At 67.5% G+C, this 21611-nt stretch carries 22 protein-coding genes; 16 read left to right on the forward strand and 6 right to left on the reverse strand.

Annotated features, from left to right (window positions below; genetic code table 11):
• Nucleotides 1-63: 63 nt before the first annotated feature.
• Nucleotides 64-423: a response regulator gene (locus ACZK29_RS09325; protein ID WP_106549663.1), complete on the reverse strand. Its 360-nt coding sequence runs from the start codon at nucleotides 421-423 to the stop codon at nucleotides 64-66.
• Nucleotides 413-1576, reverse strand: a complete 1164-nt coding sequence (locus ACZK29_RS09330; RefSeq protein WP_428993389.1) for a two-component system sensor histidine kinase NtrB — start codon at nucleotides 1574-1576, stop codon at nucleotides 413-415. Before ACZK29_RS09330 ends, ACZK29_RS09325 begins: the two co-directional genes overlap by 11 nt.
• Before the next feature lie 150 nt (nucleotides 1577-1726).
• Between ACZK29_RS09330 and ACZK29_RS09335 the strand changes: the two genes are divergently transcribed.
• The 5 genes from ACZK29_RS09335 to ACZK29_RS09355 all read left to right on the forward strand — a co-directional run bounded on the left by ACZK29_RS09335 (nucleotide 1727) and on the right by ACZK29_RS09355 (nucleotide 7866).
• Entirely contained in the window at nucleotides 1727-4828 is a 3102-nt protein-coding gene (locus tag ACZK29_RS09335) for a response regulator (protein ID WP_111203983.1), read from the forward strand.
• A complete protein-coding gene (locus ACZK29_RS09340) occupies nucleotides 4825-5649 on the forward strand; it encodes a CheR family methyltransferase (protein ID WP_111203982.1) in 825 nt (274 codons plus the stop codon). Before ACZK29_RS09335 ends, ACZK29_RS09340 begins: the two co-directional genes overlap by 4 nt.
• Nucleotides 5649-6224 (forward strand): chemotaxis protein CheB, encoded by a 576-nt coding sequence (locus tag ACZK29_RS09345; protein WP_111203981.1) that lies wholly within the window; start codon nucleotides 5649-5651, stop codon nucleotides 6222-6224. Before ACZK29_RS09340 ends, ACZK29_RS09345 begins: the two co-directional genes overlap by 1 nt.
• A complete protein-coding gene (locus ACZK29_RS09350) occupies nucleotides 6221-7354 on the forward strand; it encodes a hybrid sensor histidine kinase/response regulator (protein ID WP_164146877.1) in 1134 nt (377 codons plus the stop codon). Before ACZK29_RS09345 ends, ACZK29_RS09350 begins: the two co-directional genes overlap by 4 nt.
• A gap of 83 nt (nucleotides 7355-7437) precedes the next feature.
• Nucleotides 7438-7866 (forward strand): BLUF domain-containing protein, encoded by a 429-nt coding sequence (locus ACZK29_RS09355; protein ID WP_111203979.1) that lies wholly within the window; start codon nucleotides 7438-7440, stop codon nucleotides 7864-7866.
• A gap of 15 nt (nucleotides 7867-7881) precedes the next feature.
• On the opposite strand, the gene ACZK29_RS09360 is transcribed toward ACZK29_RS09355, so the two are convergent.
• Nucleotides 7882-8202 carry an ArsR/SmtB family transcription factor gene (locus ACZK29_RS09360; protein WP_111203978.1) on the reverse strand — a complete coding sequence of 107 codons (321 nt, stop codon included), beginning with the start codon at nucleotides 8200-8202 and terminating at the stop codon, nucleotides 7882-7884.
• Between the two features lie 86 nt (nucleotides 8203-8288).
• Here ACZK29_RS09360 and ACZK29_RS09365 point away from each other — a divergent pair, with 86 nt between their 5' ends.
• From ACZK29_RS09365 to ACZK29_RS09375, 3 genes are all read left to right on the forward strand, one after another.
• A complete protein-coding gene (locus ACZK29_RS09365; protein WP_478446972.1) occupies nucleotides 8289-8726 on the forward strand; it encodes a YeeE/YedE family protein in 438 nt (145 codons plus the stop codon).
• Nucleotides 8723-9136 carry a DUF6691 family protein gene (locus ACZK29_RS09370; protein ID WP_478446973.1) on the forward strand — a complete coding sequence of 138 codons (414 nt, stop codon included), beginning with the start codon at nucleotides 8723-8725 and terminating at the stop codon, nucleotides 9134-9136. Before ACZK29_RS09365 ends, ACZK29_RS09370 begins: the two co-directional genes overlap by 4 nt.
• A gap of 68 nt (nucleotides 9137-9204) precedes the next feature.
• Complete coding sequence (locus tag ACZK29_RS09375; protein WP_111203975.1) at nucleotides 9205-10257, forward strand: linear amide C-N hydrolase; 1053 nt, start codon at nucleotides 9205-9207, stop codon at nucleotides 10255-10257.
• Here ACZK29_RS09375 and ACZK29_RS09380 read toward each other — a convergent pair.
• Nucleotides 10254-11033 (reverse strand): DUF6491 family protein, encoded by a 780-nt coding sequence (locus tag ACZK29_RS09380; protein ID WP_459047649.1) that lies wholly within the window; start codon nucleotides 11031-11033, stop codon nucleotides 10254-10256. The two genes, ACZK29_RS09375 and ACZK29_RS09380, sit on opposite strands and share 4 nt — an antisense overlap.
• Before the next feature lie 81 nt (nucleotides 11034-11114).
• Between ACZK29_RS09380 and ACZK29_RS09385 the strand changes: the two genes are divergently transcribed.
• Nucleotides 11115-11813 carry a helix-turn-helix transcriptional regulator gene (locus ACZK29_RS09385; RefSeq protein WP_459047803.1) on the forward strand — a complete coding sequence of 233 codons (699 nt, stop codon included), beginning with the start codon at nucleotides 11115-11117 and terminating at the stop codon, nucleotides 11811-11813.
• A gap of 256 nt (nucleotides 11814-12069) precedes the next feature.
• Complete coding sequence (locus ACZK29_RS09390) at nucleotides 12070-13020, forward strand: DMT family transporter (protein ID WP_049462024.1); 951 nt, start codon at nucleotides 12070-12072, stop codon at nucleotides 13018-13020.
• A 9-nt stretch (nucleotides 13021-13029) separates the two neighbouring features.
• Here the strand turns inward: ACZK29_RS09390 and ACZK29_RS09395 are convergent, their stop codons facing one another.
• Entirely contained in the window at nucleotides 13030-13350 is a 321-nt protein-coding gene (locus tag ACZK29_RS09395; RefSeq protein ID WP_164146869.1) for a hypothetical protein, read from the reverse strand.
• Nucleotides 13351-13377: 27 nt separating this feature from the next.
• On the opposite strand from ACZK29_RS09395, the gene thrA reads away from it, so the two are divergent.
• The 3 genes from thrA to thrC are packed head-to-tail and all read left to right on the forward strand — an operon-like array spanning nucleotide 13378 to nucleotide 18109.
• The gene (thrA, locus tag ACZK29_RS09400; RefSeq protein ID WP_459047650.1) at nucleotides 13378-15882 is read left to right on the forward strand and encodes a bifunctional aspartate kinase/homoserine dehydrogenase I; all 2505 of its coding nucleotides are present in this window, start codon (nucleotides 13378-13380) and stop codon (nucleotides 15880-15882) included.
• Nucleotides 15879-16793 (forward strand): homoserine kinase, encoded by a 915-nt coding sequence (locus tag ACZK29_RS09405; protein WP_478446974.1) that lies wholly within the window; start codon nucleotides 15879-15881, stop codon nucleotides 16791-16793. Before thrA ends, ACZK29_RS09405 begins: the two co-directional genes overlap by 4 nt.
• A gap of 29 nt (nucleotides 16794-16822) precedes the next feature.
• Nucleotides 16823-18109, forward strand: coding sequence for a threonine synthase (gene thrC, locus ACZK29_RS09410; protein WP_478446975.1), 1287 nt, complete (start codon nucleotides 16823-16825; stop codon nucleotides 18107-18109).
• Nucleotides 18110-18240: 131 nt separating this feature from the next.
• Here thrC and ACZK29_RS09415 read toward each other — a convergent pair whose 3' ends face one another.
• Entirely contained in the window at nucleotides 18241-18993 is a 753-nt protein-coding gene (locus ACZK29_RS09415) for a Crp/Fnr family transcriptional regulator (protein WP_111203969.1), read from the reverse strand.
• A gap of 126 nt (nucleotides 18994-19119) precedes the next feature.
• Between ACZK29_RS09415 and hisS the strand changes: the two genes are divergently transcribed.
• From hisS to ACZK29_RS09430, 3 genes are all read left to right on the forward strand, one after another.
• Nucleotides 19120-20517 carry a histidine--tRNA ligase gene (hisS, locus tag ACZK29_RS09420; protein WP_111205066.1) on the forward strand — a complete coding sequence of 466 codons (1398 nt, stop codon included), beginning with the start codon at nucleotides 19120-19122 and terminating at the stop codon, nucleotides 20515-20517.
• Between the two features lie 26 nt (nucleotides 20518-20543).
• The gene (locus ACZK29_RS09425; RefSeq protein ID WP_478446976.1) at nucleotides 20544-20810 is read left to right on the forward strand and encodes a hypothetical protein; all 267 of its coding nucleotides are present in this window, start codon (nucleotides 20544-20546) and stop codon (nucleotides 20808-20810) included.
• Nucleotides 20811-21297: 487 nt separating this feature from the next.
• Nucleotides 21298-21606: a YerC/YecD family TrpR-related protein gene (locus ACZK29_RS09430; protein ID WP_111205064.1), complete on the forward strand. Its 309-nt coding sequence runs from the start codon at nucleotides 21298-21300 to the stop codon at nucleotides 21604-21606.
• Nucleotides 21607-21611: the final 5 nt, after the last annotated feature.

Raw genomic sequence — 21611 nt, forward strand, 5'->3', positions numbered from 1 at the left:
GCGCAGCCGGGCATGGGCTCGGCTCTACAGGAACGGACACGCCGGGCCATGCCCGGCGAAGGATCATTCCTGCCTGAGCAGCTGCACCAGCTGGCGCAGGCGATAGGGCTTGGGCAGGAACTCCACCTGCTCGGGCAGCGGCGGCAGCTGCGAACGGGCATAGCCGGACGACAGGATCATCCGTGCCTGCGGCTGTTCGCGAGCCACATGCTCGCTCAGCTCGATGCCGGACATGCCGTTGGGCATGCTGACGTCGCTGAACACTACGTCGAAACGTGCCTCCCCCTTCAGCAGGGCGGCGGCCTCATGCGCGTCGGCGGTCGTGGCCACGTCGATGCCAAGGTCGCGCAGGGCAAGGCCGATCATTTCACGCAGATCGGTCTGGTCTTCCACCATCAGTACGCGGATCGGATCATCGGTCATGGGCAGGGTCCTCCATTGCGGGGAGCAGCAGGCTGACCGTGGTGCCGACACCGGGCGTGGTGGACACGTCGACGAAGCCGCCGCTCTGGGTAGTGAATCCGAACACCTGGCTCAGGCCCAGGCCGCTGCCCTTGCCGATGTCCTTGGTGGTGAAGAAAGGCTCGGTGGCCCGTTCGGCGATGTCGGCCGCCATTCCGTGGCCATCATCGCAGACGCTGAGCGTGACATAGCCCCGTTGCAGCGTGGAGTCCGCATCCGGGTCGAGCCGATGCTCCACTGCGGTGCCGATCAGGATGCGCCCGCCTTCGAGGGTGGCATCGGCGGCATTGGCCACCAGGTTGGCCAGCGCAGCCTGCAACTGCATTGCATCGGTGTTCACCTGGGGCAGGCCGGGTGTGAGCCGTAGCTCCAGCAGCGCCGCAGGCGGACAGGCGCGCTGCAGGTCCGGCAGCCATTGCCGTACCAGGGCATTGATGTCCAGTGGCTCGCGGATCAGGGTCTGGCCGGTGCTGAACGCCAGCAACTGGCGGGTCAACAGCGCGCCGCGGTCGGTGGCTGCCTGCGCAGCGTCCAGCAGCTCGGCGGCACGCGCATCGTCACCGCTTACACGCAGTGAGAGCAGGTCCAGCGCATTTCCGATGGTGGTCAGCAGGTTGTTGAATTCGTGCGAAAGGCCGCGGCTGAGGCGGCCGACGGTTTCGAACTGCTGGGTGTTGCGCAGCGCACGCTGGGCATCGCGCAGCAGTCGTTGTGCCTGCCACTGCTCGGTGATGTCGCGGGTGATCTTGACGAAGCCGAGCAGCTCGCCTGCCTCGACGACCGGCTCGATGACCACGCTGGCACGGAACGAGGAGCCATCGCGACGTACCCGCCACCCTTCGCTGGCAACGTGGCCATGTTGAGCTGCATGGCGGAGCAGGCGCTGCGGTTCCCCCGCCTCGCGATCGGCAGCCAGATAGAAACGGCCAAAGTGCGTGCCTATCACTTCATCGGCTGAATAGCCCTTGATGCGCTCCGCGCCTGGGTTCCAGCTGCAGACCATGCCATCAGGATCAAGCAGGTACAGCGCATGGTCGCGCACGCTGTCGATCAGCAGTCGCAGTTGGCGGGAAGGGTCCGTCAGCACGGACGTCGTAGAGGCGGCAGCGTCCACGTGGAAATGAGCATTACCCCTGGGAGGGACGTGAAGCTAGGCAGTGCAGTGTGAAGAGTGTGTGGAGGCATGGCACGTGCCATTCGTACTGTGCGGCTGAATACGACACGGGGTACCATCTCCCACCTTTATTTCCTGGAACCGACCTGCATGCGTCCTGGTGCGACCACGCGTGACCGCTGGATCTGGATGACCTCCGCCGTCCTGCTGGGGGCGACCATCGCCCTGGAACTGGTGGTTCCACTGGGCTATGCCGTCTGGCTCGCCTATTTCCTGGCGGTGGGGGTCACGGTGTTCCAGCGTAGTGCACGCGCGCCGTTCATCGTGGCTGTGCTCGCCTGCGTCCTGCTGGTCATCGGGTTCAACATCGCCCCGGCCAGCTCGAATTCGGCGTTCTCGCTGGTCAACCGAAGCATCGGCGGCTGTGCGTTCCTGATGATCGCGCTGATCGTTTCCCGCGCGATCCAGGCACGCCGGGATGCAATGCGGGCGTTGTGGCTGCAGGAGGCCGAAAACGCGGTGGCGATGAGCCTGCGCGGCGATCTCGGTCCCGAGCAGATCGCCGAGGCGGCAGCGACCAGTCTGGGCGCGCAGCTGGAGGCCGACGTCGGCGCCGTATACCGGCTGGATGGAGGGCGGTTGCAGCTGACCGGTGGCCTGGCGTTGCCGTCCGGCATGCCGGCGTCGCTGGCATTGCAGGAGGGCGTGGCCGGGCAGGTGGCGCGGGATGAATGCATCCGTCACCTGGAGGGCAGCGACGACGCCGTACTTGAACTTCAGACCAGCCTGGGGCGGTTGCCTGTGCGCGAGCGCATCCTGGCGCCGATCAGCAGTGATGGCACCGTGGTCGGCATCATCGAACTGGGACGCGCCCGGACGGGCCGGCAGCGCGATCTGGATCGCGAGCTGCTGGAGCGCTGCGCCGAGACGATCGGCATGGCGCTGCGCGCCTCCCTGCTGCGCGCGCAGCTGGTTGTTCTGCTGGAAGAGTCGCAGCGCCAGGGCGAGGAGCTCCAGGCGCAGCAGGAAGAGCTGCGCGTGGCCAACGAGGAGCTGGAAGAGCAGAGCCGAAGCCTGCTGCAGTCGCAGAGCCATCTGGAAGAACAGCAGGCCGAACTGGAACAGAGCAACGTCCAGCTGGAAGAGCGCACCCATGAGCTGGAGGCGCAGAAGCAGGCACTGCTGGTTGCACAGTCACAGCTGGTGCGCAACAGCAACGAGCTGGCGGCTACGTCGCGCTACAAGTCCGAATTCCTGGCCAACATGTCGCACGAGCTGCGCACGCCGCTGAACAGCTCGCTGATCCTGGCCAAGCTGCTGGCCGACAACAAGGACGGCACGCTCACCGAAGAGCAGGTGAAGTACGCCCGCGCGATCCTGTCGTCCAACAATGACCTGCTGGCGTTGATCAATGACATCCTCGACCTGTCCCGCATCGAGGCCGGCCACGTCGAGCTGGCCGACGAAGTGGTGGTGGTGGACAGCGTGCTGCAGCGCCTGCGCGAGACGTTCGAGCCGATGGCGCGGCAGAAGGGCCTGTCCCTGCAGATCGAAGCCGACGCACTGGCGCCAAGCCAGCTGATGGCCGACAGCCAGCGCCTGCAGCAGATCCTGAAGAACCTGCTGGCCAATGCGGTGAAGTTCACCGAGCACGGCAGGGTCGGTCTGCAGGTGCGCGCGGCTGGCAATGGCCGCGTCCGGTTCGAGGTCAGCGACAGTGGCATCGGCATCGCGCGGGAGCAGCTGCAGGTCATCTTCGAGGCATTCCGCCAGGCCGATGGCAGCACCCGCCGCCGCTACGGTGGCACCGGCCTGGGGCTGTCGATCTCTCGCGATCTGGCCGAGCGCATGGGTGGCAGCATCCAGGTCGACAGCGAACCGGGTCGAGGCAGCTGCTTCATCCTGGAACTGCCGTTGCAGGGTGCGCCCGCATCGAACGCCGCTGACATCTCCGCGGCGCCCGTGGCGGTGCCGGCCACGGCCGCTGTGCCGGCGATGCCGGCACCTGCAAGGGCTGCGGTGGCGCCGACCACGACGGAGCCCAGCGTGGCTGATGACCGCGGTCGTCGCCAACGCGCTGGCCGCTTGATCCTGGCCGTTGAGGACGACGCCACGTTCGCTGAAGCGCTGGTGGCCCTGGCCCATGAACTGGACTTTGACTGCGTGGTGGCCGGGACCGCCGAAGAGGCGCTGACCCTGGCCAGCGAACTGCGCCCGAACGGCATCCTGCTCGATATCGGCCTGCCGGACGTGTCCGGCCTGAGCGTGCTGGAGCGCCTGAAACGCAACCCCGACACCCGGCATATCCCGGTGCACGTGGTCTCGGCGATGGATCGCAGCCAGGTGGCGCGCGAGCTGGGCGCGATTGGATTCGCGATCAAGCCGACCACGCGCGAACGGCTGGTGACGGCCATCGAACAGCTGGAACAGACCAGCCAGCGCGACGTGCGGCGCCTGCTGATCGTCGAGGACGACAGTGAGCTGCGCCACAACCTGGAACTGCTGCTGGGCCGTGATCAGCTGCAGATCGTCGCCGTGGGAACGCTGGCCGGCGCGCTGGAGCAGCTCAGCACGGTCACCTTCGACTGCATGGTGATGGACCTGTCGCTGCCCGACGGCAGCGGCTACGACCTGCTTGAACACATGGCCGGCAACGATGACGTCGGCTTCCCGCCGGTGATCGTCTATACCGGTCGCGCACTCAACCGCGAGGAAGAGCAGCGCCTGCGCCGCTACTCCAAGAGCATCATCATCAAGGGCGCGCGCTCGCCGGAGCGACTGCTGGACGAGGTGACCCTGTTCCTGCACAGCGTGGAGGCCAGCCTGCCAAGCGACCAGCAGCGCCTGCTGCGCGAGGCCCGCCGTCGCGACACCGTGCTCGACGGCCGTACCGTGCTGCTGGCCGAAGACGACGTGCGCAACATCTTCGCGTTGTCCAGTGTGCTCGAGCCGCTGGGTGTAACGCTGGAGATCGCGCGCAACGGCCAGGAAGCGGTGGACCGCCTGGCCGAGCGCGACGTCGACCTGGTGCTGATGGACATCATGATGCCGGAGAAGGACGGACTGGCCGCGATGCGCGAGATCCGCGCGCAGCGCCGCCTGCAGGACCTGCCGATCATCGCGTTGACTGCCAAGGCCATGCCCGATGACCGCGAGCGCTGCCTGCAGGCCGGCGCCAACGATTACATCGCCAAGCCCATCGACGTCGACAAGCTGGTCTCGCTGTGCCGGGTCTGGTGCTCGCGGCAATGAGCGAGCAGGCGCTGTTCGACCTTGAGCTGAGGATCCTGCTGGAGGCGCTGTACCAGCGCTACCACTACGATTTCCGCAGTTATGCGGTGTCGTCGCTGCGCCGGCGCATGCGCCAGGCGATGCAGCGCTATGAGTGCGAGCGGCTGGTCGACCTGCAGTACCGGCTGCTGCACGAGCCGGAACTGTTCGCCCAGGCCATGCAGTTTTTCACGGTGCAGGTCTCGGAGATGTTCCGTGACCCTGCGTACTTCCGTGAGCTGCGCGAGCAGGTGGTGCCGGTACTGCGCACCTATCCCTCGGTGAAGTTGTGGGTGGCCGGCTGCAGCACCGGTGAGGAAGTGTGGTCGCTGGCGATCCTGCTGCACGAAGAGGGCCTGCTTGATCGCAGCATCGTCTATGCCACCGACATCAATCCGGCCGCGCTGACCACCGCCGAGGCGGGTGCCTATGGCATCGACCGGATGGCCCAGTTCAGCCGCAACTACCTGGCCGCCGGTGGCACGGCGTCGCTGTCCGACTACTACGCCACCGCCTACGATGGTGCGGTGTTCGACCGCCAGCTGCGTCGCAACGTGGTGTTCGCCGACCACAGCCTGGCCACCGATACCGTGTTCTCCGAAGTGCACCTGGTGTCGTGCCGCAATGTGTTGATCTATTTCAACCGCGATCTGCAGGACCGGGCCGTCGGCCTGTTCCGCGAAGCGCTGGTGCACCGTGGCTTCCTTGGCCTGGGCAGCAAGGAGTCGCTGCAGTTCGGGTGCCACCATGACGCCTTCGAGGTCTGTTCGCGCGAGCACCGCCTGTACCGGAAGGTGGCCTGATGATCGTGCCGGCGCGTCCCGCGCTGCTGGTGATCGGTGCGTCGGCGGGTGGCGTCGCGGCCCTGCAGGCCGTGCTGGGTGCGTTGCCGTCGGGGCTGCCGGCGCCGGTGCTGGCCGTGCTGCACCTGCCGCGTGACCGCACCAGCCGCATCGCCGAGGTGCTGGCGCCGTACTGCGCGTTGCCGGTGCGCGAGGCCGAGGACAAGCAGCCACTGCAGCCCGGTACGGTGACGTTCGCGCCACCGGACTACCACCTGCTGGTGGAAGACGCCGGTTCGCTGGCGTTGTCGGTGGATGCGCCGGTGCTGTTCTCGCGGCCGGCCATCGACCCGTTGTTTGAATCCGCCGCCGCGGTGTTCGGCCCGCAGGTGCTTGCACTGTTGCTGACCGGTGCCAGCAGCGATGGCAGCGAAGGTGTCGCCGCAGTGCGTGCTGCCGGTGGCTGCGCCTGGCTGCAATGTCCCGAGGAGGCCGAGGCATCGATGATGCCGGCTTCCGCCCTGCAGTACGCCGGCGCCGATGCCGTGCTGCCCCTTGAACTGATGTGTCGCCGCCTGAAGGAGTTGTTTGCATGAACCTGTTGCCACCGGACCCTGCGCAGTCGCAGACCCCGGTCAACCTGCTGATCGTCGACGACGTGCCGCAGAACCTGGTAGCCATGCAGGCATTGCTGCAGCGCGAAGGGGTCAACCTGCTGCTGGCCGCCTCGGGGGCGCAGGCACTGGAGCTGCTGCTGGAGCACGAAGTAGCGCTGGCCCTGCTTGACGTGCACATGCCGGAGATCGATGGCTTCACCCTGGCCGAACTGATGCGCGGTTCGCATCGCAGCCGCGACGTTCCGATCATCTTCCTGACCGCGTCCCCGGATGATCCGCTGCGCGTGTTCAAGGGCTACGAGAGCGGCGCGGTCGATTTCCTGCACAAGCCGGTGGCGCCACCGGTGATTCTGAGCAAGGTCAACGTCTTCATCGAGCTGTACCAGCAGCGGCAGTTGCTGAAGGTGCGCAACGAGGCACTGGAGCGGGCGCTGAAGCTCAACGAGACAATGGCGGCGGTGCTGACCCACGATCTGCGCACGCCTTTGTCGGCGATCCTGCTGTGTGCCGACAAGCTGGCGCTGGAGCTTCCGCAAGAAAACGCGGGCGCGCAGCAGACCCTGCAGTACCTGGAGGCGAGCACCCTGCGGATGGCGCGGATGGTCGAGCAGCTGCTGGATTTCTCGCGGATCCGCAGCGGTGGCCTGAGGCTGGAGGCAAGTGCCTGCGATCTGGCCGACGTGACGCGCGCGGTAGTAGCCGAAGCGGGCAGCGCGCATGGGATGGACCGGATCCGCCTGGACATGCAGGGAGACACGCGTCTGCAGGGCGATCTGGATCGCCTTGGCCAGGTCGCCGCCAACCTGGTCGGCAACGCGCTGACCCATGGCAGCGAGGCGAGGGTGGAGGTGGACGGGCGCGACCCGCGCAGCGTACTGCTGCGGGTCAGCAACGCCGGCCGGATCGATGACGCGTTGTTGCCGCGACTGTTCGAACCGTTCAAGGCCAGCTTCCACCAGAGCAAGGGCCTGGGCCTTGGCCTGTACATCGTCGATCAGTTCGTCCGCGCGCACGGCGGGCGCATTGCGGCCCGCAACGACGCGGGGCAGGTGGTGTTCGAAGCAATGCTGCCTCGGCGCTGCGACGGCGCGGTCATGGCGGCAACCTGAACTCTTCAGCCAGCGCGCGGGCGGCCTGAGACGGACTCGTCCGCAACTGCTACCGTGGTTGCACATCCTGCCAGGGAAGCGCCATGCCATTGCGCGTCATCGCCTACGTCAGCCGGGCGCTGCCGGACTTGTCCGCCGAGCGCCTGCATCGGCTGGTGGAAGACGCGGCACGTTTCAACAAGCTGGCAGGGGTGACCGGCGTGCTGCTGCATGACGGCGAACGTTTCCTGCAGTACATCGAGGGTCCGCCGGACGGCATCGATTCGGTCTACGAGCGCATCCTGCAGGCAGGAAGCCACATCGACATCATCGAACTGGGACGCGGGCGCCTGGGCCAGCGCCAGTTTCCCTATTGGGCGATGCGTTCGCTACCGGTCGACGCGGCGATGCTGCGGCAGCTTTCTTCCAGTGACTGGTCCGGGTTCACCCGGACCCTGCAGGGCGACCGTTCGGCACCGACGCCGGTGGACCTGCTCGATCAGGTGGTGCAGCCGGCGCTGCACGCTGGCTGACGGCCTGCGCGGGATTCAGCGCGAAGTACCACCGCAGTAGGCTGCATGTAGCGCCTGCAGCACGCCCAGCGCCGGCCCTTCAACGACCCGGTAGTGGATCGCCTGTGCTTCGCGCCGGGTCGCCACGATATCCAGTCCGCGCAGTACCGCCAGATGCTGTGACAGCGCCGATGCGCTCAGGCCGGTGAGCGCCTGCAGTTCCGGCACCGGCGCCTCACCTTCGACCAGGCGGCACAGCACCCGCAACCGGGCCGGATGGGCCAGGCTTTTGAGCAGCGTGGCTGCCTGTGAAGCGTGTTCGGCCATCGCGGCGCTGTCGAGCGGGGTCCGGGCCATGGTTGACCATTTTGTTTAGGATGATCTAATTTAGAATAATCTAAATAAATGGACAATGCCATGTGCGGCAGCGAAGAGGGCGGGGCATGAACGTGCCATGGAGCGCGGTGGCAGGCGGTGCGTTGATCGGCGCCGCTGCGGTGCTGTTGCTCGCCACCATCGGACGCGTGGCGGGCATCAGCGGCATCGCCGCGGGCAGCCTGCACGCAGCCAAGGGCGAGCGTGGCTGGCGCTGGGCCTTCCTGACCGGCCTGCTCGCATCGGCGGGGCTGGTGCTGTGGTGGCAATCGGTGCCCGAGGCATCGCCACGCGGGCTGCTGCGTGATGCCTTGCCGGCGTGGCAGCTGGTCGGTGCCGGCCTGCTGGTCGGCTTCGGTACGCGGTTGGGCAATGGCTGCACCAGCGGTCACGGGGTCTGCGGCCTGGCCCGCGGCTCAAAGCGGTCGCTGCTGGCGGTGCTGGTGTTCATGGCCTGCGCGATGCTGACCACCTTCCTGGTCCGCCATGGCGGAGGCCTGTCATGAGCCGCGTCGTCTGGGCCGCCGGCGCGGCGGGCGCAATGTTTGGCATGGGGTTGGCGATGTCGGGAATGACCGACGCGCGTCGTGTCCTCGGCTTCCTCGACATCACCGGTGATTTCGATTCCACGCTGATGTGGGTGCTGGGCTCGGCGTTGCTGGTCAGTGCGGTCGGGCAGCGGTGGGTGTTGCGGCGACAGCAGCCGCTGTATGCAGACCACTTCCAGCTGCCTGCTACGCGGGGCGTGGATGCTCGCCTCCTGCTGGGTGCCGCGCTGTTCGGCATCGGCTGGGGCTGGGCGGGCTATTGCCCGGGCCCGGCCATCGCCGGGCTGGCCGTGGCGTCGCGCGAAGCCCTGTGGTTCGTGCCTGCGATGCTTGCAGGATTCTGGCTGCACGACCGCTTCGTACGTTGAGGCTTTCACCCCTGTGTCACCCTGCTTGGGGTCCTATCTTCGGATCACGGGGAAAGGAGTGCAACGACATGGCACGGATGAAGTGGATGGGAAGGGGAATGCTGGCGGTCGCGCTGGCCGCAGCCGTGGCACCGGCACTGGCCTGCACGCGCGCGGTGTACCTGGGCGACAACGGCGATGTGATCACCGCGCGCTCGATGGACTGGAAGGTCGATGTGGCGACCAACCTCTACATACTGCCGCGCGGCATTGCCCGCACCGGTCAGGCCGGCCCGAAGTCGTTGGCCTGGACTGCGCGTTACGGTTCGGTGGTGGCGACCGGCTACGACGTGTCGACCACCGATGGCATGAACGAAAAGGGCCTGGTGGCCAACCTGCTGTGGCTGGTCGAATCGGAGTATCCACAGCAGCGCGGCAACAAACCGGGCCTGGCGATTTCGTTGTGGGCACAGTACGTGCTGGACAACTTCGCTACGGTGGAGGAGGCAGTGGCAGCGCTGAAGCGTGAGCCGTACTCCATCGTCACCGACAAGGTGCCCGGCGAGGATCGGCAGGCAACACTGCATCTTTCACTGTCCGATGCCAGCGGCGACAGCGCCATCGTCGAGTACATCGGCGGTCGCCAGGTGATCCACCATGACCGGCGCTACCAGGTGATGACCAACTCGCCGATCTTCGAGCAGCAGCTGGCGCTCAACACCTACTGGCAGCAGATCGGCGGCACGGTGATGCTGCCCGGCACCAATCGCTCCGCGGACCGTTTCGCGCGCGCCTCGTTCTACATCAACGCCATTCCCAAGGCGGAGGACCCGGTGGTGGCCCTGGCCAGTGTGTTCAGCGTGATCCGCAACACCTCGGTGCCGTATGGCATTACCACGCCGGGCGAGCCGAACATTTCATCCACGCGCTGGCGCACCGTGGCTGACCACAAGCGGCGGCTGTATTTCTTCGAATCGGCGCTGACCCCGAACACCTTCTGGGTCGATCTGAACAAGGTCGATTTCGGCGGCCAGGTGCTCAAGCTCGAACTTGGCAAGGACCAGCGCAACACCTTTGCCGGCGATGCGCTGGGTCACTTCGTGCCCAGCGCACCGTTCACCTTCCTCGGCGTTGACGGTTAGTTCGACGCCTGGCTGGAGGCCGGGTAGACCGCCTGGATCGCGCAGCTGCCGCGGGTGTACTGCGGCAGCGGCGCGATCCCGTCATGGCGCAGGTCGCCTGCTTCGAACCCGGCGGTCGTGACCCGGTCGCCGGGATTGCCACAGATCAGGCCGTTCTGAAGGCCCGAGTGGAAGCTCAGCTGCGGTGCACGGTCGAGCTGGCGGCAGTGGCTGCCGAGTTCGACCCGGTAGTAGCGGTGGCCGCCATTGCGGCGCGGATCGGTCTCCACCAGCACGCCCTGCGGGTCGGAGGACCAGGCGCGCACGTTGCGCGTGGCAAAGCAGTAGGACGGTGAGCCGCCGAAGCTGCGGCGTACCTCCTTGCGTTCGCGGATGGTCACGGCGGGCAGGGTGGCCGTGCGCAGGCGGTCGCTGTCGCGGGCGACGCTGGCGTAGTCACGATCCTGCAACGGAGTGACCGCGCTGATGGCACATCGGCGGCCGTCGACCACGACGCGTTCGCTGGGGCGGCCGCAGGCCCAGCCGGCGGGGGCTTCCAGCTTCAACGAGGTGGCACCGCGGACGCCGGGACAATCTTCGTTGAAGTCGATCCGATAGGCCTGGCCGGAGGCGGCGCGCAGTGCGAGCGAGCGCGGTGATGCCTGCTCCACTTCCTGTACACCGACAGCGTCCATGCAGTGCGGAGCCGGTGGCGTACGCTCCTGTGCGGAGGCCGAAGCTGCGAGCATCAGGCCGAGGCTGGTGGCGATCACCGGGGACACCTGCTGATGGGTCATGTCCTGCACTCCCTGCGTTGGATGACGGATCGACTATAGCAGCGGTTTGCACGGCCGTTGTTGCACGCGCACACTGCGCGGATGGGCGCGATCTTCCATCTGCGGCACTACGGGCAGGCCACTGGCCTGGATCGGCATGACTACGCGCAGTGGGTGCTCCCGCTGCAGGGTGAGCTGCAGTTCGAGATGGAAGGGCGCGGTGGTCGGCTGGACCTGCTGCAGGGAGCATTCGTTGCTGCCGGCGAGGCGCATGACCAGATGGCTGACGGGCCCAATGGGTTCGTGATCGTTGACTGTCCTCCGGGCGTGCTTGATGACGGCACGCAGGAACATCTGTGCCGGCAGCGCTGGCTGCATCTGCCGCTGGCATTGCGTCGGCGCCTGGCCGAGGTGCAGGCGGGGCAGCCGATGCCAGCGCTGCTGCCGCAGTTGCTGCAGGTATTTGCACCTGCTGGCAGTGGCGCGCGCATGCAGGGCCTGTGTGCGGCGGTGCAGGCTGGCCCTGGGCAGGCCTGGCCGGTGGCGCGCATGGCCGGATTCGTCGGGGTCAGCGAGAGCCGGTTGCACGCGCTGTTCCAGCAGGAGTTCGGGCTCAGCCCGCAGGCCTGGCTCAGTGCGTGCCGGTTGCGCTGGGCCAAGCATCGGTTGCGCACCAGCACGGCGCCGATCAGCGATATCGCGCTGGCCGCAGGCTATTCCGAGCAGAGCGCGCTGACCCGCGCGCTGCGCCGCGAGTGTGGGCAGACCCCCGCAGCATGGCGCAGGGGCGCAGGACTGTAGCGTCGAGCCAGACTCGACGGCCGTTCGCGGGATGGCTGGTGCAAAAGCAGTCGAGCATGGCTCGACTCTACAATCGCCGGTGTCCTGTAGAGCCGAGCCCGCGCTCGGCTGCGATTGCCCGCTGCGTAGACAAAGGCAGCCGAGCATAGGCTCGGCTCTACAGATCAGCGACTGCGCAGGGCAGTAGCCTGGGTCAAGAGCGTGCACCGGCCAGCGCTTACACTGCGCGGCCCGTTCTCTCCCCCGAAGAACCCGAATGCGCAACAACCCGATGGCCCTGGGCATCGCCAATGGCGTTGCCGCTGGCGCGCTGTGGGGCGTGGTCTTCCTCGCGCCCGCTGTGCTGCAGTCGTTCAACGCCCTGCAACTGTCCGCCGGTCGCTACCTGGTCTATGGCCTGATCGCCGTGGCCCTGTTGCTGCCGCGCTGGAAGCGGCTGGCACCGCGGCTGGGCCGCGCCGAATGGATCGGCCTGCTGTGGCTGAGCCTGGCCGGCAACCTCGTGTATTTCCTGTTGCTGGCCACGGCGGTGCAGTGGGCCGGCGGCGCGGCGGCGTCCCTGATTGTCGGCCTGATTCCGGTGGTGGTCACCCTGGTCGGCGTGCGCGAACAGGGCGCAGTGCCTTTGAAGCAGCTGCTGCCGGCACTGGGCCTGTGCGTGCTCGGCGTGGCCCTGGTGGGCTGGGAGGCACTGATGTCCGAGCACCTGGCAACACCGTGGCGGCAGCGCCTGATCGGCCTGCTGTGCGCGTTCGGTGCGCTGTTCTCGTGGGCGCTGTACTCGATCGGCAACAGCCGCTGGCTTGCGCGCCGGCCGGACCTGTCCAGCCACGACTGGTCACTGCTGACCGGCGTCACCACCGGCGGCCTGGCCCTGCTGCTGGTGCCGATGGCCTTCATCGGTCACACCGGCGGGCACACAGCGGCACAGTGGAGTGGTTTCTGGGCGATCAGCGCCGGTGTGGCGGTGGTCGCATCGATCCTTGGCAATGCGTTCTGGAACCGTGCCAGCCGCCTGCTGCCGCTGACCCTGACTGGCCAGATGATCGTATTCGAGACCCTGTTCGCGTTGCTCTACGCATTCGCCTGGCAGCAGCGCTGGCCCTCGCTGCTGGAAGCGCTGGCGATCGTGTTCCTGGTGGCCGGCGTGATGCTGTGCGCGCATGCCCATCGCACCCCACGAGCGATCGCCGAACATGCCGGCTGAATGCGGTAGTCATGGGTACTGATATCGGCTTGGTCTCAGTTGCAACCAAATGTCGGCACGTTGGCCGATGATCGCCGCAGCGGATTTTTGCATCGCAGCACTTGACAGCCGCCCGGCGTGCAGTGTTTTCTGTACGCCATGGTTCTTGATGCCGCCCACGCCAGCCTGATCGCCCCCGCCACTGCGGGCGGTTCGACTGCGCCGGTCGCCACCACCACCATTACCACCACCACCGTCACCACTGCCCTGGTGCGGCCCGTCGTCTTCGTGTAACTCCCGAAAACCACGGCCCCGCACCATACAGGTGGCGGGGAAACTCGACACCTGCATGCGACGGGGCCTCCTACCGAGGTCTGCATGTCTTCCCACGCCCCCGCTCATCCCGTTGCCCCGGCCGACCTGGCTGCACCGTCCATCGTCGTGCACAAGTTCGGCGGTACCTCGGTGGCCGATGCCGAACGCTACCGCCATGTTGCCGGCCTGCTGCTGGCGCGCCCCGAATCGCTGCAGGTCACTGTGGTCTCGGCGATGAAGGGGGTCACCGACGCACTGATCGAGCTGGCTCAGCTGGCAGCCAAGGGTGACGAAGGCTGGCGCGAGGCCTGGCATGCGCTGCGCGCGCGCCACCGGGGCGCCGCCGTGGCCCTGCTGGGCGAGCAGGTGGGCGAGACCGTCGAATGGATCGATGCCCGCTTCGAGCAGTTGGCCGAAGTGCTGGCGGCGCTGGCGGTGATCGGCGAGCTGCCACGCGAAGTACTCGACCGCGTGCAGGGCCTGGGCGAAGTGTTCTCCGCGCAGCTGCTTGGCACGCACCTGCAGGCGCTGGGCGAAGACTGCGCGGTGCTGGATGCGCGCGATGTGCTGGTGGTCGGCCATGGCGAACTGGGTGTGGATGTCGACTGGGAAGCCAGTGCCGACCGCTTGGCCAAGTGGCGCCTGCAGCATCCCCAGCCGCGGGTGGTTGCCACGGGTTTCGTCGCCCGTGACCGCCATGACCGCATCACCACCCTCGGCCGCAACGGCAGCGACTACTCCGGTGCGATCTTTGCCGCGCTGTTCAACGCTGACGAGCTGCACATCTGGACTGATGTCGATGGCGTGCTGTCGGCCGATCCGCGGCTGGTGCCCGAGGCGGTGCAGCTGGAATCGCTGAGCTACGACGAGGCCTGCGAACTGGCCTATTTCGGCGCCAAGGTGGTGCATCCGCAGACGATGTCGCCAGCGATCCGCCTCGGCCTGCCGATCTTCATCCGCAATACCTTCCAGCCGGCGCATCCGGGTACGCGCATCTCCGCCGAGCGCTCGCCACGCGGGCCGGTGAAGGGACTGACTCTGAGCCCCGGGCTGGCCCTGCTGAACCTGGAGGGCACCGGTCTGATCGGTGTGCCGGGTACGGCCGAGCGCGTGTTTGCCGCGCTGCGCCAGGCGCAGGTATCGGTGGTGATGATCTCGCAGGGGTCGTCGGAGCATTCGATCTGCTGCGTGGTGCGTGCTGCCGAAGCGGCGCGTGGCCGCGAGGCGCTGCTGCACGCGTTCGCGCATGAACTGTCGGTCGGGCAGGTGCAGCGCGTGCAGGTCAGTGAGGGCGTCAGCGTCCTGGCGGCGGTCGGTGACGGCATGGCCGGCCAGCCGGGTGTGGCCGCACGCCTGTTCGAGGCACTGGGGCGTGCGCAGGTGAACATCCTGGCGATCGCGCAGGGCTCGTCCGAGCGCAATATCTCGGTGGCGGTGGACAGTGCCGATGCCACCCGTGCGCTGCGCGCGGCGCATGCCGGTTTCTGGCTGTCGCCGCAGACCTTCGCGGTGGGTGTGATCGGGCCGGGCAATGTCGGTGCCGCACTGTTGGACCAGCTGCTGGTGGCCCGCCCGCAGCTGCTGGCCAAGGCCAATGTCGACCTGCGCCTGCGTGCACTGGCCTCGCGCTCGCGCATGCGGTTGGAAGTGGACGGCCTGCACGCCGACTGGCGGGAGGCTCTGCAGGAAGCGGGCGAGTCCAGCGACCTGGATCGATTCACCGAACACCTGCTGGCCGCGCACCTGCCGCATGCGGTGGTGATCGACTGCAGTGGGAGTGCCGACGTGGCCGAGCGCTATGAGGGCTGGCTGGCGGCCGGCATCCATGTAGTCACCCCGAACAAACAGGCCGGTGCCGGGCCGCTGCCGCGCTACCAGCGCATCCGTGCTGCTGCGGCTGCCAGTGGTGCGCGCTTCCGCTACGAGGCCACGGTGGGCGCGGGCCTGCCGGTGATCACCACGCTGCGTGATCTGGTGGATACGGGCGACGAGGTGCTGGCCATCGAAGGTATCTTCTCCGGCACGCTGGCCTGGCTGTTCAACCGCTTCGACGGCAGCCAGCCATTTTCTTCGCTGGTCGCGCAGGCGCGGTCGATGGGCTACACGGAGCCGGACCCGCGCGATGACCTGTCCGGCGTGGACGTGGCACGCAAGCTGGTGATCCTGGCGCGCGAGGCGGGCCATGCGCTCAGCCTGGAGCAGGTGCAGGTGGAAAGCCTGGTGCCGGCACTGCTGCGCGAGGGCAGCGTGGATGATTTCATGGCGCGCCTGGGCGAGTCCGATGCCAGTCTGCTGCAACGCCTGCACGATGCGCGGGCGCGCGGTGCCGTGCTGCGCTATGTGGCGCGGCTTGGCGCCGATGGTGCTTCGGTGGGTCTGCAGGAGCTGCCGGCCGATCACGCCTTCGCCAACCTGCGGCTGACCGACAACGTGGTGCAGTTCCGTACCCGCCGCTACTGCGACAATCCGTTGGTGGTGCAGGGGCCGGGCGCCGGCCCCGAAGTCACCGCCGCCGGTGTGTTCGCCGACCTGCTGCGGGTGGCGGCCGGTGAAGGAGCGCGCCTGTGATCGCACGTGCGTTTGCGCCCGCGTCGGTGGCCAACGTGGCGGTGGGCTTCGACATCCTCGGCCATGCCATTGCCGGGGTTGGCGATAGCGTGAGCGTGCGCCGCATCGAGGGGCAGGTGGTGCGCATCGAAGCGATCCGTGGCAGTGCGGTCGAGCTGCCGCTGGATGCAGCCGGGAACACTGCGGGCGCTGCGCTGATGTCACTGCGCGAAGGCCTGGGCCTGGACTTCGGCTTTGCGGTCGAAATCGACAAGGGCATTCCGTTCGGTTCCGGCATGGGGGGCTCTGCGGCGTCATGCGTCGCGGCGCTGGTTGCCGCCAACGCGCTGCTGGATGCGCCACTGTCACGCGAGGCGCTTTATCCGTTTGCGCTGGATGGCGAGGCGGTGGCCAGCGGTGGCCGCCACGGTGACAACGTAGGTCCGTTGCTGCTGGGCGGTCTCGCGCTGTGCACGGCCGATCGCCTGCTGCCGATCGCGGTGCCGGCCAGCTGGCACAGCCTGCTGGTGCATCCGCACGCGGTGCTGGAAACGCGTCGCGCCCGCCAGGCACTGCAGGGCAGTTATGCACTGGGTGAGTTCGTGGCGCAGAGCGCGAACCTGGCGCTGGTACTCAGTGGTTGCCATCGCAGTGATGCGGCGCTGGTGCGGGCTGGACTGCGCGATGTGCTGGTGGAACCACGGCGGGCCGGCCTGATTGCGGGGTTCGTGGCAGCCCGCGATGCGGCGCTGTCGGCGAATGCGATGGGCGCAGGCATTTCCGGTGCCGGTCCCAGCGTGTTCGCCTGGTTTGAAGACGCCGACCAGGCCCACGCTGCGGTGGCGCCGGTGCGGGCCGCCTTCGCGGGTGCCGGCTTTGACAGCGATGCCTGGGTGTCGCCGCTCGACGCGCCGGGAGCCCGGCTGTGCTGAATCCCTCCCCCTTACTGGATACCCGACCCATGCAATTTGTTTCCACACGCGGCCAGTCTCCGGCCGTTGGCCTCAGCGCAGCCATCGCCGCAGGACTGGCGGCCGATGGTGGGCTGTATGTGCCCCAGGTGCTGCCGGCGCCGCGTGAGCTGCAGGCCGGTGCGACGCTGGCCGATAGCGCCGCCGACCTGCTGGCGCCGTTCTTTTCCGGTGACGCGCTGGAGTCTGCGTTGCCGTCGATCTGCCGGGAAGCGTTCGATTTCCCCGTGCCGCTCCGCCCGCTGGGCGATGGCGACCATGTGCTGGAGCTGTTCCATGGGCCGACGGCCGCATTCAAGGATATCGGCGCGCGCTTCCTTGCCGGCACGTTGTCGCGGTTGCAGGCTGGCCAGGATCGCGACCTGACGATCGTCGTCGCCACCTCCGGCGATACCGGTGCCGCGGTGGCGGCGGCGTTCCATCGCCAGCCCGGCGTGCGCGTGGTGGTGCTGTACCCGGATGGCCGCGTGTCACCACGGCAGGCACACCAGCTCGGCTGCTTCGGCGACAACATCCAGGCGCTGCGCGTGGCCGGTGCATTCGACGACTGCCAGGCCATGGTCAAGCAGGCGCTGGCCGACCGCGAACTGCAGGCGCAGGTGCCGTTGAGTTCGGCCAACAGCATCAGCCTCGGCCGCCTGCTGCCGCAGATGAGCTACTACGCGCATGCGGCACTGACCCATCATGCTGACACCCGTCGCCGGCTCAATCTGGTGGTGCCGACCGGCAACCTTGGCAACGCGATGGCGGCAGTGCTGGCGCGCGCGCTGGGCGTGCCGATCGGGCAGATCGTGCTGGCCACCAATGCCAATGCGGTGCTGCCGGCGTACTTCAATGGTGGCGACTACCAGCCGCAGGCCAGCGTGGCCACCGTGGCCAATGCGATGGACGTGGGCGCGCCGAGCAACTTCGAGCGCCTGCGCTGGCTCTATCACGGCGATGATGCAGAGCTGCGCGCGGACTTCCGTGCGTTTGCGGTGGACGACGTGACCATCCGTGCCACGATTGCGGCGGCGCATGCGAGCCGCGGCGAACTGTTCTGCCCGCACACGGCAACGGCGGTGAAAGTGTTGCAGGACCTGCGTGCGCGCGGCGCCAAGGGTGACTGGGCGGTGGTGGCCACCGCACATCCGGCCAAGTTCGAGGCGGTGGTGGAGCCGTTGATTGGCGAAGCAGTGGCGGTGCCGCCGGCACTGGATGCACTGTTGCAGCGGCCTGCGCACGCGGAACCGTTGGCGGCCGATTACGCGGCGTTGCGCGAGGTGTTGTTGCGCTGATCGAAGATGTCTGGGGTCGCCGGCCAGCGGCCGGCACTACCGTGAGGATGCAGCGCGGGTTGCGCGCGACCGGATGGATGCAGGCCGGTAGTGCCGGCCGCTGGCCGGCAACTCAACCAACCGCGATGCGGTCAGATCAACCCTTCACCGGCCAGCGTGCGCAGCCCGTCCTCGTCGAGGATCTCCACCACGTTCAGGTGGGGCAGGGCAATCAGCCCCTGCTGGCGCAGCTTGGTGAAGGTGCGGCTGACCGTTTCCATGGTCAGGCCCAGATGGTCGGCGATGTCGCCACGGCCCATCGGCAGCGAGACGCGCAGGCCATTGCCGCCCAGCTTGGCTTCGCGCGCGGCCAGGCGCAGCAGGAAATCGGCCAGCTTCTCGGCGGGCTGCAGCCGCGCCAGTGCCAGTGCGGCGTCCTGCGCGGCGTCCAGCTCCTGGCAGGCACGCTGCAGCAGCTTGCGCTCCAGATGCGGGAAGCGGCTGCGAAGTACCTTCATCTGCGGCAGGGCGACGCGGCATACGCGGCTGTCGGCGATGGCCTCGATATCGTAGCGGTGGTGGTCGCTGCCGCTCAGGCCCAGGTAGTCGCCGGGAAGCACGAAGCCATTGATCTGGCGGCGGCCATCGGCCAGGGTGCGCACCAGGCGCAGGGCACCGGCGGTCAATGTATAGACATGGTCGCGCTCTTCGCCGGTGCGGGCCAGCGTACTGCCCATGCTGACCTGCTGGGAAACGGTGACCTGTTCCAGTGCCTGCACTTCATCGGGCGACAGCGCCGAGCACACCGCAAGGTGGCGAACCGAGCAGTGCAGGCAGTCCAGCGTGGTGCAGGACGGCGAGGCGGGATCGTTGGCGGCGGGCGGAGCGCCGGAAGGCCGTGACATGTTGCGGGGGCGTATCGCGGGCGGGGAGGGCCTTATGATACTTCAAGCGGCCGTTCGACCCTGCCGGAGGCGGGGGCGCTAGAATGTCGCCCCCTCCCACGTCCCGTTCCAGCAGGAGTTCCGCCCGTGATCAAGCCCCGTACCCCGCCCGGCACCCTTGAACTGTTGCCGCGCGAGCAGATTGCGTTCCAGCGCATGCTGGACGTGATCCGCCGCAACTACGAGCGCTTCGGGTTCCTGCCGGTGGAGACGCCAGTGTTCGAGCTGTCCGACGTGCTGCTGACCAAGTCCGGCGGCGAGACCGAGCGCCAGGTGTATTTCGTGCAGTCCACCGGTGCGCTGGCCAACGCCGCCGAATCGGGTGACCGTTCGCTGCCGGAAATGGCGCTGCGCTTCGACCTGACCGTGCCGCTGGCGCGCTACGTGGCCGAGCACGAGCACGAACTGACCTTCCCGTTCCGTCGCTACCAGATGCAGCGCGTGTACCGCGGCGAGCGTGCCCAGCGCGGCCGTTTCCGCGAGTTCTACCAGTGCGACATCGACGTGATCGGCAAGGACAGCCTGAGCGTGCGCTATGACGCCGAAGTGCTGGCGGTCATCCACGCGGTGTTCTCGGAACTGCGTATCGGCGACTTCAGCATCCAGTTGAACAACCGCAAGCTGATGCGTGGCTTCTTCGAAAGCCTGGGCGTGGCCGAGGGCGAGCGCCAGCTGGCGGTGCTGCGCGAAGTGGACAAGCTGGACAAGCGCGGCGCCGATTACGTGCGCGAGACGCTGGTCGGCGAAGGCTTCGGGATCCCGGCCGAACAGGTCGAGAAGATCCTGGCCTTCGTGGCTGTGCGTTCGCAGGGCCATGCCGATGCGCTGGCCCAGCTGGCCGCGCTGGAAACCGGCGCGGCTTCGTCGGAAACGCTGCGCACCGGTGTTGCCGAGCTGCGCGAAGTGCTGCAGCTGGTGCAGGCGCTGGGCGTGCCGGAAAGCGCCTATTGCCTGAATTTCTCGATTGCGCGTGGCCTGGATTACTACACCGGTACCGTGTACGAGACCACGCTGACCGACCACCCGCAGATCGGCTCCATCTGCTCGGGCGGCCGTTATGAAGACCTGGCCAGCCACTACAGCAAGTCGAAGCTGCCGGGCGTAGGCATTTCCATCGGCCTTTCGCGCCTGTTCTGGCAGCTGCGCGAGGCCGGCCTGATCGACGGCATCGAAGCCAGCAGCGTGCAGGCGCTGGTGGCGCTGATGGACGAGCAGGGCATGCCGCAGTCGTTGGACATCGCCCGTCGCCTGCGCGCCGGCGGCATCAACACCGAAGTGCAGATGGAGCCTAAGAAGATCGGCAAGCAGTTCCAGTACGCCGCCAAGGCCGGCATCCGCTTCGTGGTGCTGGCCGGTGAGGACGAGCTGGCGCGCGGCGTGGTGGCGGTGAAGGACCTGTTGCGCGAGCAGCAGTTCGAAGTCTCCCGCGACGAGCTGGCCAGCACCCTGCAGGTGGAGCTGGAGCAGTCCAGGGCGATGGCGTGATGCGGGCCGCCGCAGGGGCGCTGAGCGTGCTCCTGCTGGCGGGCTGCCAGAGCGATCCGGCGCTGCACAGTGCGCGGATCGGTCCGGCACAGTACCGGTTGCAGGTCGATCGCTGCCACGTGATCGACCGCGCGCAGCTGGAGGATGACCTACGAGCCCTGGCCGCTCGGACGTGCGTGGCGAGCGCAGGCGTGTTGGAGAACATCCAGCCACTGCCGAGCCGGCAGGGCAGCCTGTTCGGCGAATGCCTGCGACGCGGGGCGCTGCAGGCCGAGGTGCGCTGCCTGCCTTGAGTCTATTTTAGGTTGTTGATTTATAAGAAGAACGCCCGCCTATGGTGGGCGTTCTGCGTTTACGGGCGAAGCCCAGTCGAGCATGGCTCGACTCTACAAAAGCCGGTTCCGATCCGATCCATGCTGTTCTGACAGATCGCGGCCAACTGTCGAAGGCGGGGAGGGTTCGGTGGCAGGGGTGTGAGCGGCATGGGCCCGAGGCATGCCTCGGGCGGGTTGGGCAGGATGCCCAGCCCCGGTCTTGCCGTGTGCGCAGGACAGCGCACACGAGCAAGCCGCGACCAAGCCCCCATGGATGGGTTTACTGCGTCCCCTGCCACCGGACCCTCCCCGCCAACGCTCAGGAAATCAGCATTTCCTTTTGCTCTGGCTCTTGGCGGGTGCAGGGCAGCAGCCCTGCCGCACCCCAACCCTCGATTTGACGCACTGCGCAAGAATGCGCTAATGTACTAACGCGCTATTACATTGATGCAAAGAGATCCGCCCCGTGAAGGCCCGTCCCGAAATTGCCGCCAAAGACCCGAAGGCCGACCTGCAAGCCCTCGCCCGGGCCTTTGCCGGCCTGCGCGAGCCGGAGCAGGTGGAAGCGTTCCTGCGCGATCTGTGCACCCCCGCCGAACTGGAAGCCATGGCCGACCGCTGGAAGGTGGTGCCGCTGCTGCAGCAGGGCGTGCCGTATCGCGAGATCCACGAGCGCACCGGGGTCAGCGTGACCACCACCGGACGGGTGGCACGCACGCTCGAGCATGGCCATCGAGGCTATGCCGCCGCCATCGACCGCCTTGCTTCGCGCTGATCCGC

Source organism: Stenotrophomonas sp. 89682_Sma, from assembly GCF_056481405.1.

What these genes read in the sequence shown, in the direction of transcription:
- ACZK29_RS09335 (WP_111203983.1), top strand. Translation starts at nt 1,727, where the DNA reads ATGCGTCCTGGTGCGACCACGCGTGACCGCTGGATCTGGATGACCTCC.
- ACZK29_RS09375 (WP_111203975.1), top strand. Translation starts at nt 9,205, where the DNA reads ATGGCACGGATGAAGTGGATGGGAAGGGGAATGCTGGCGGTCGCGCTG.
- thrC (WP_478446975.1), top strand. Translation starts at nt 16,823, where the DNA reads ATGCAATTTGTTTCCACACGCGGCCAGTCTCCGGCCGTTGGCCTCAGC.
- ACZK29_RS09385 (WP_459047803.1), top strand. Translation starts at nt 11,115, where the DNA reads ATGGGCGCGATCTTCCATCTGCGGCACTACGGGCAGGCCACTGGCCTG.
- ACZK29_RS09345 (WP_111203981.1), top strand. Translation starts at nt 5,649, where the DNA reads ATGATCGTGCCGGCGCGTCCCGCGCTGCTGGTGATCGGTGCGTCGGCG.
- ACZK29_RS09415 (WP_111203969.1), bottom strand. Translation starts at nt 18,993, where the DNA reads ATGTCACGGCCTTCCGGCGCTCCGCCCGCCGCCAACGATCCCGCCTCG.
- ACZK29_RS09365 (WP_478446972.1), top strand. Translation starts at nt 8,289, where the DNA reads ATGAACGTGCCATGGAGCGCGGTGGCAGGCGGTGCGTTGATCGGCGCC.
- thrA (WP_459047650.1), top strand. Translation starts at nt 13,378, where the DNA reads ATGTCTTCCCACGCCCCCGCTCATCCCGTTGCCCCGGCCGACCTGGCT.
- ACZK29_RS09370 (WP_478446973.1), top strand. Translation starts at nt 8,723, where the DNA reads ATGAGCCGCGTCGTCTGGGCCGCCGGCGCGGCGGGCGCAATGTTTGGC.
- ACZK29_RS09340 (WP_111203982.1), top strand. Translation starts at nt 4,825, where the DNA reads ATGAGCGAGCAGGCGCTGTTCGACCTTGAGCTGAGGATCCTGCTGGAG.
- ACZK29_RS09395 (WP_164146869.1), bottom strand. Translation starts at nt 13,350, where the DNA reads ATGCAGGTGTCGAGTTTCCCCGCCACCTGTATGGTGCGGGGCCGTGGT.
- ACZK29_RS09390 (WP_049462024.1), top strand. Translation starts at nt 12,070, where the DNA reads ATGCGCAACAACCCGATGGCCCTGGGCATCGCCAATGGCGTTGCCGCT.
- ACZK29_RS09355 (WP_111203979.1), top strand. Translation starts at nt 7,438, where the DNA reads ATGCCATTGCGCGTCATCGCCTACGTCAGCCGGGCGCTGCCGGACTTG.
- ACZK29_RS09360 (WP_111203978.1), bottom strand. Translation starts at nt 8,202, where the DNA reads ATGGCCCGGACCCCGCTCGACAGCGCCGCGATGGCCGAACACGCTTCA.
- ACZK29_RS09350 (WP_164146877.1), top strand. Translation starts at nt 6,221, where the DNA reads ATGAACCTGTTGCCACCGGACCCTGCGCAGTCGCAGACCCCGGTCAAC.
- ACZK29_RS09380 (WP_459047649.1), bottom strand. Translation starts at nt 11,033, where the DNA reads ATGACCCATCAGCAGGTGTCCCCGGTGATCGCCACCAGCCTCGGCCTG.
- ACZK29_RS09325 (WP_106549663.1), bottom strand. Translation starts at nt 423, where the DNA reads ATGACCGATGATCCGATCCGCGTACTGATGGTGGAAGACCAGACCGAT.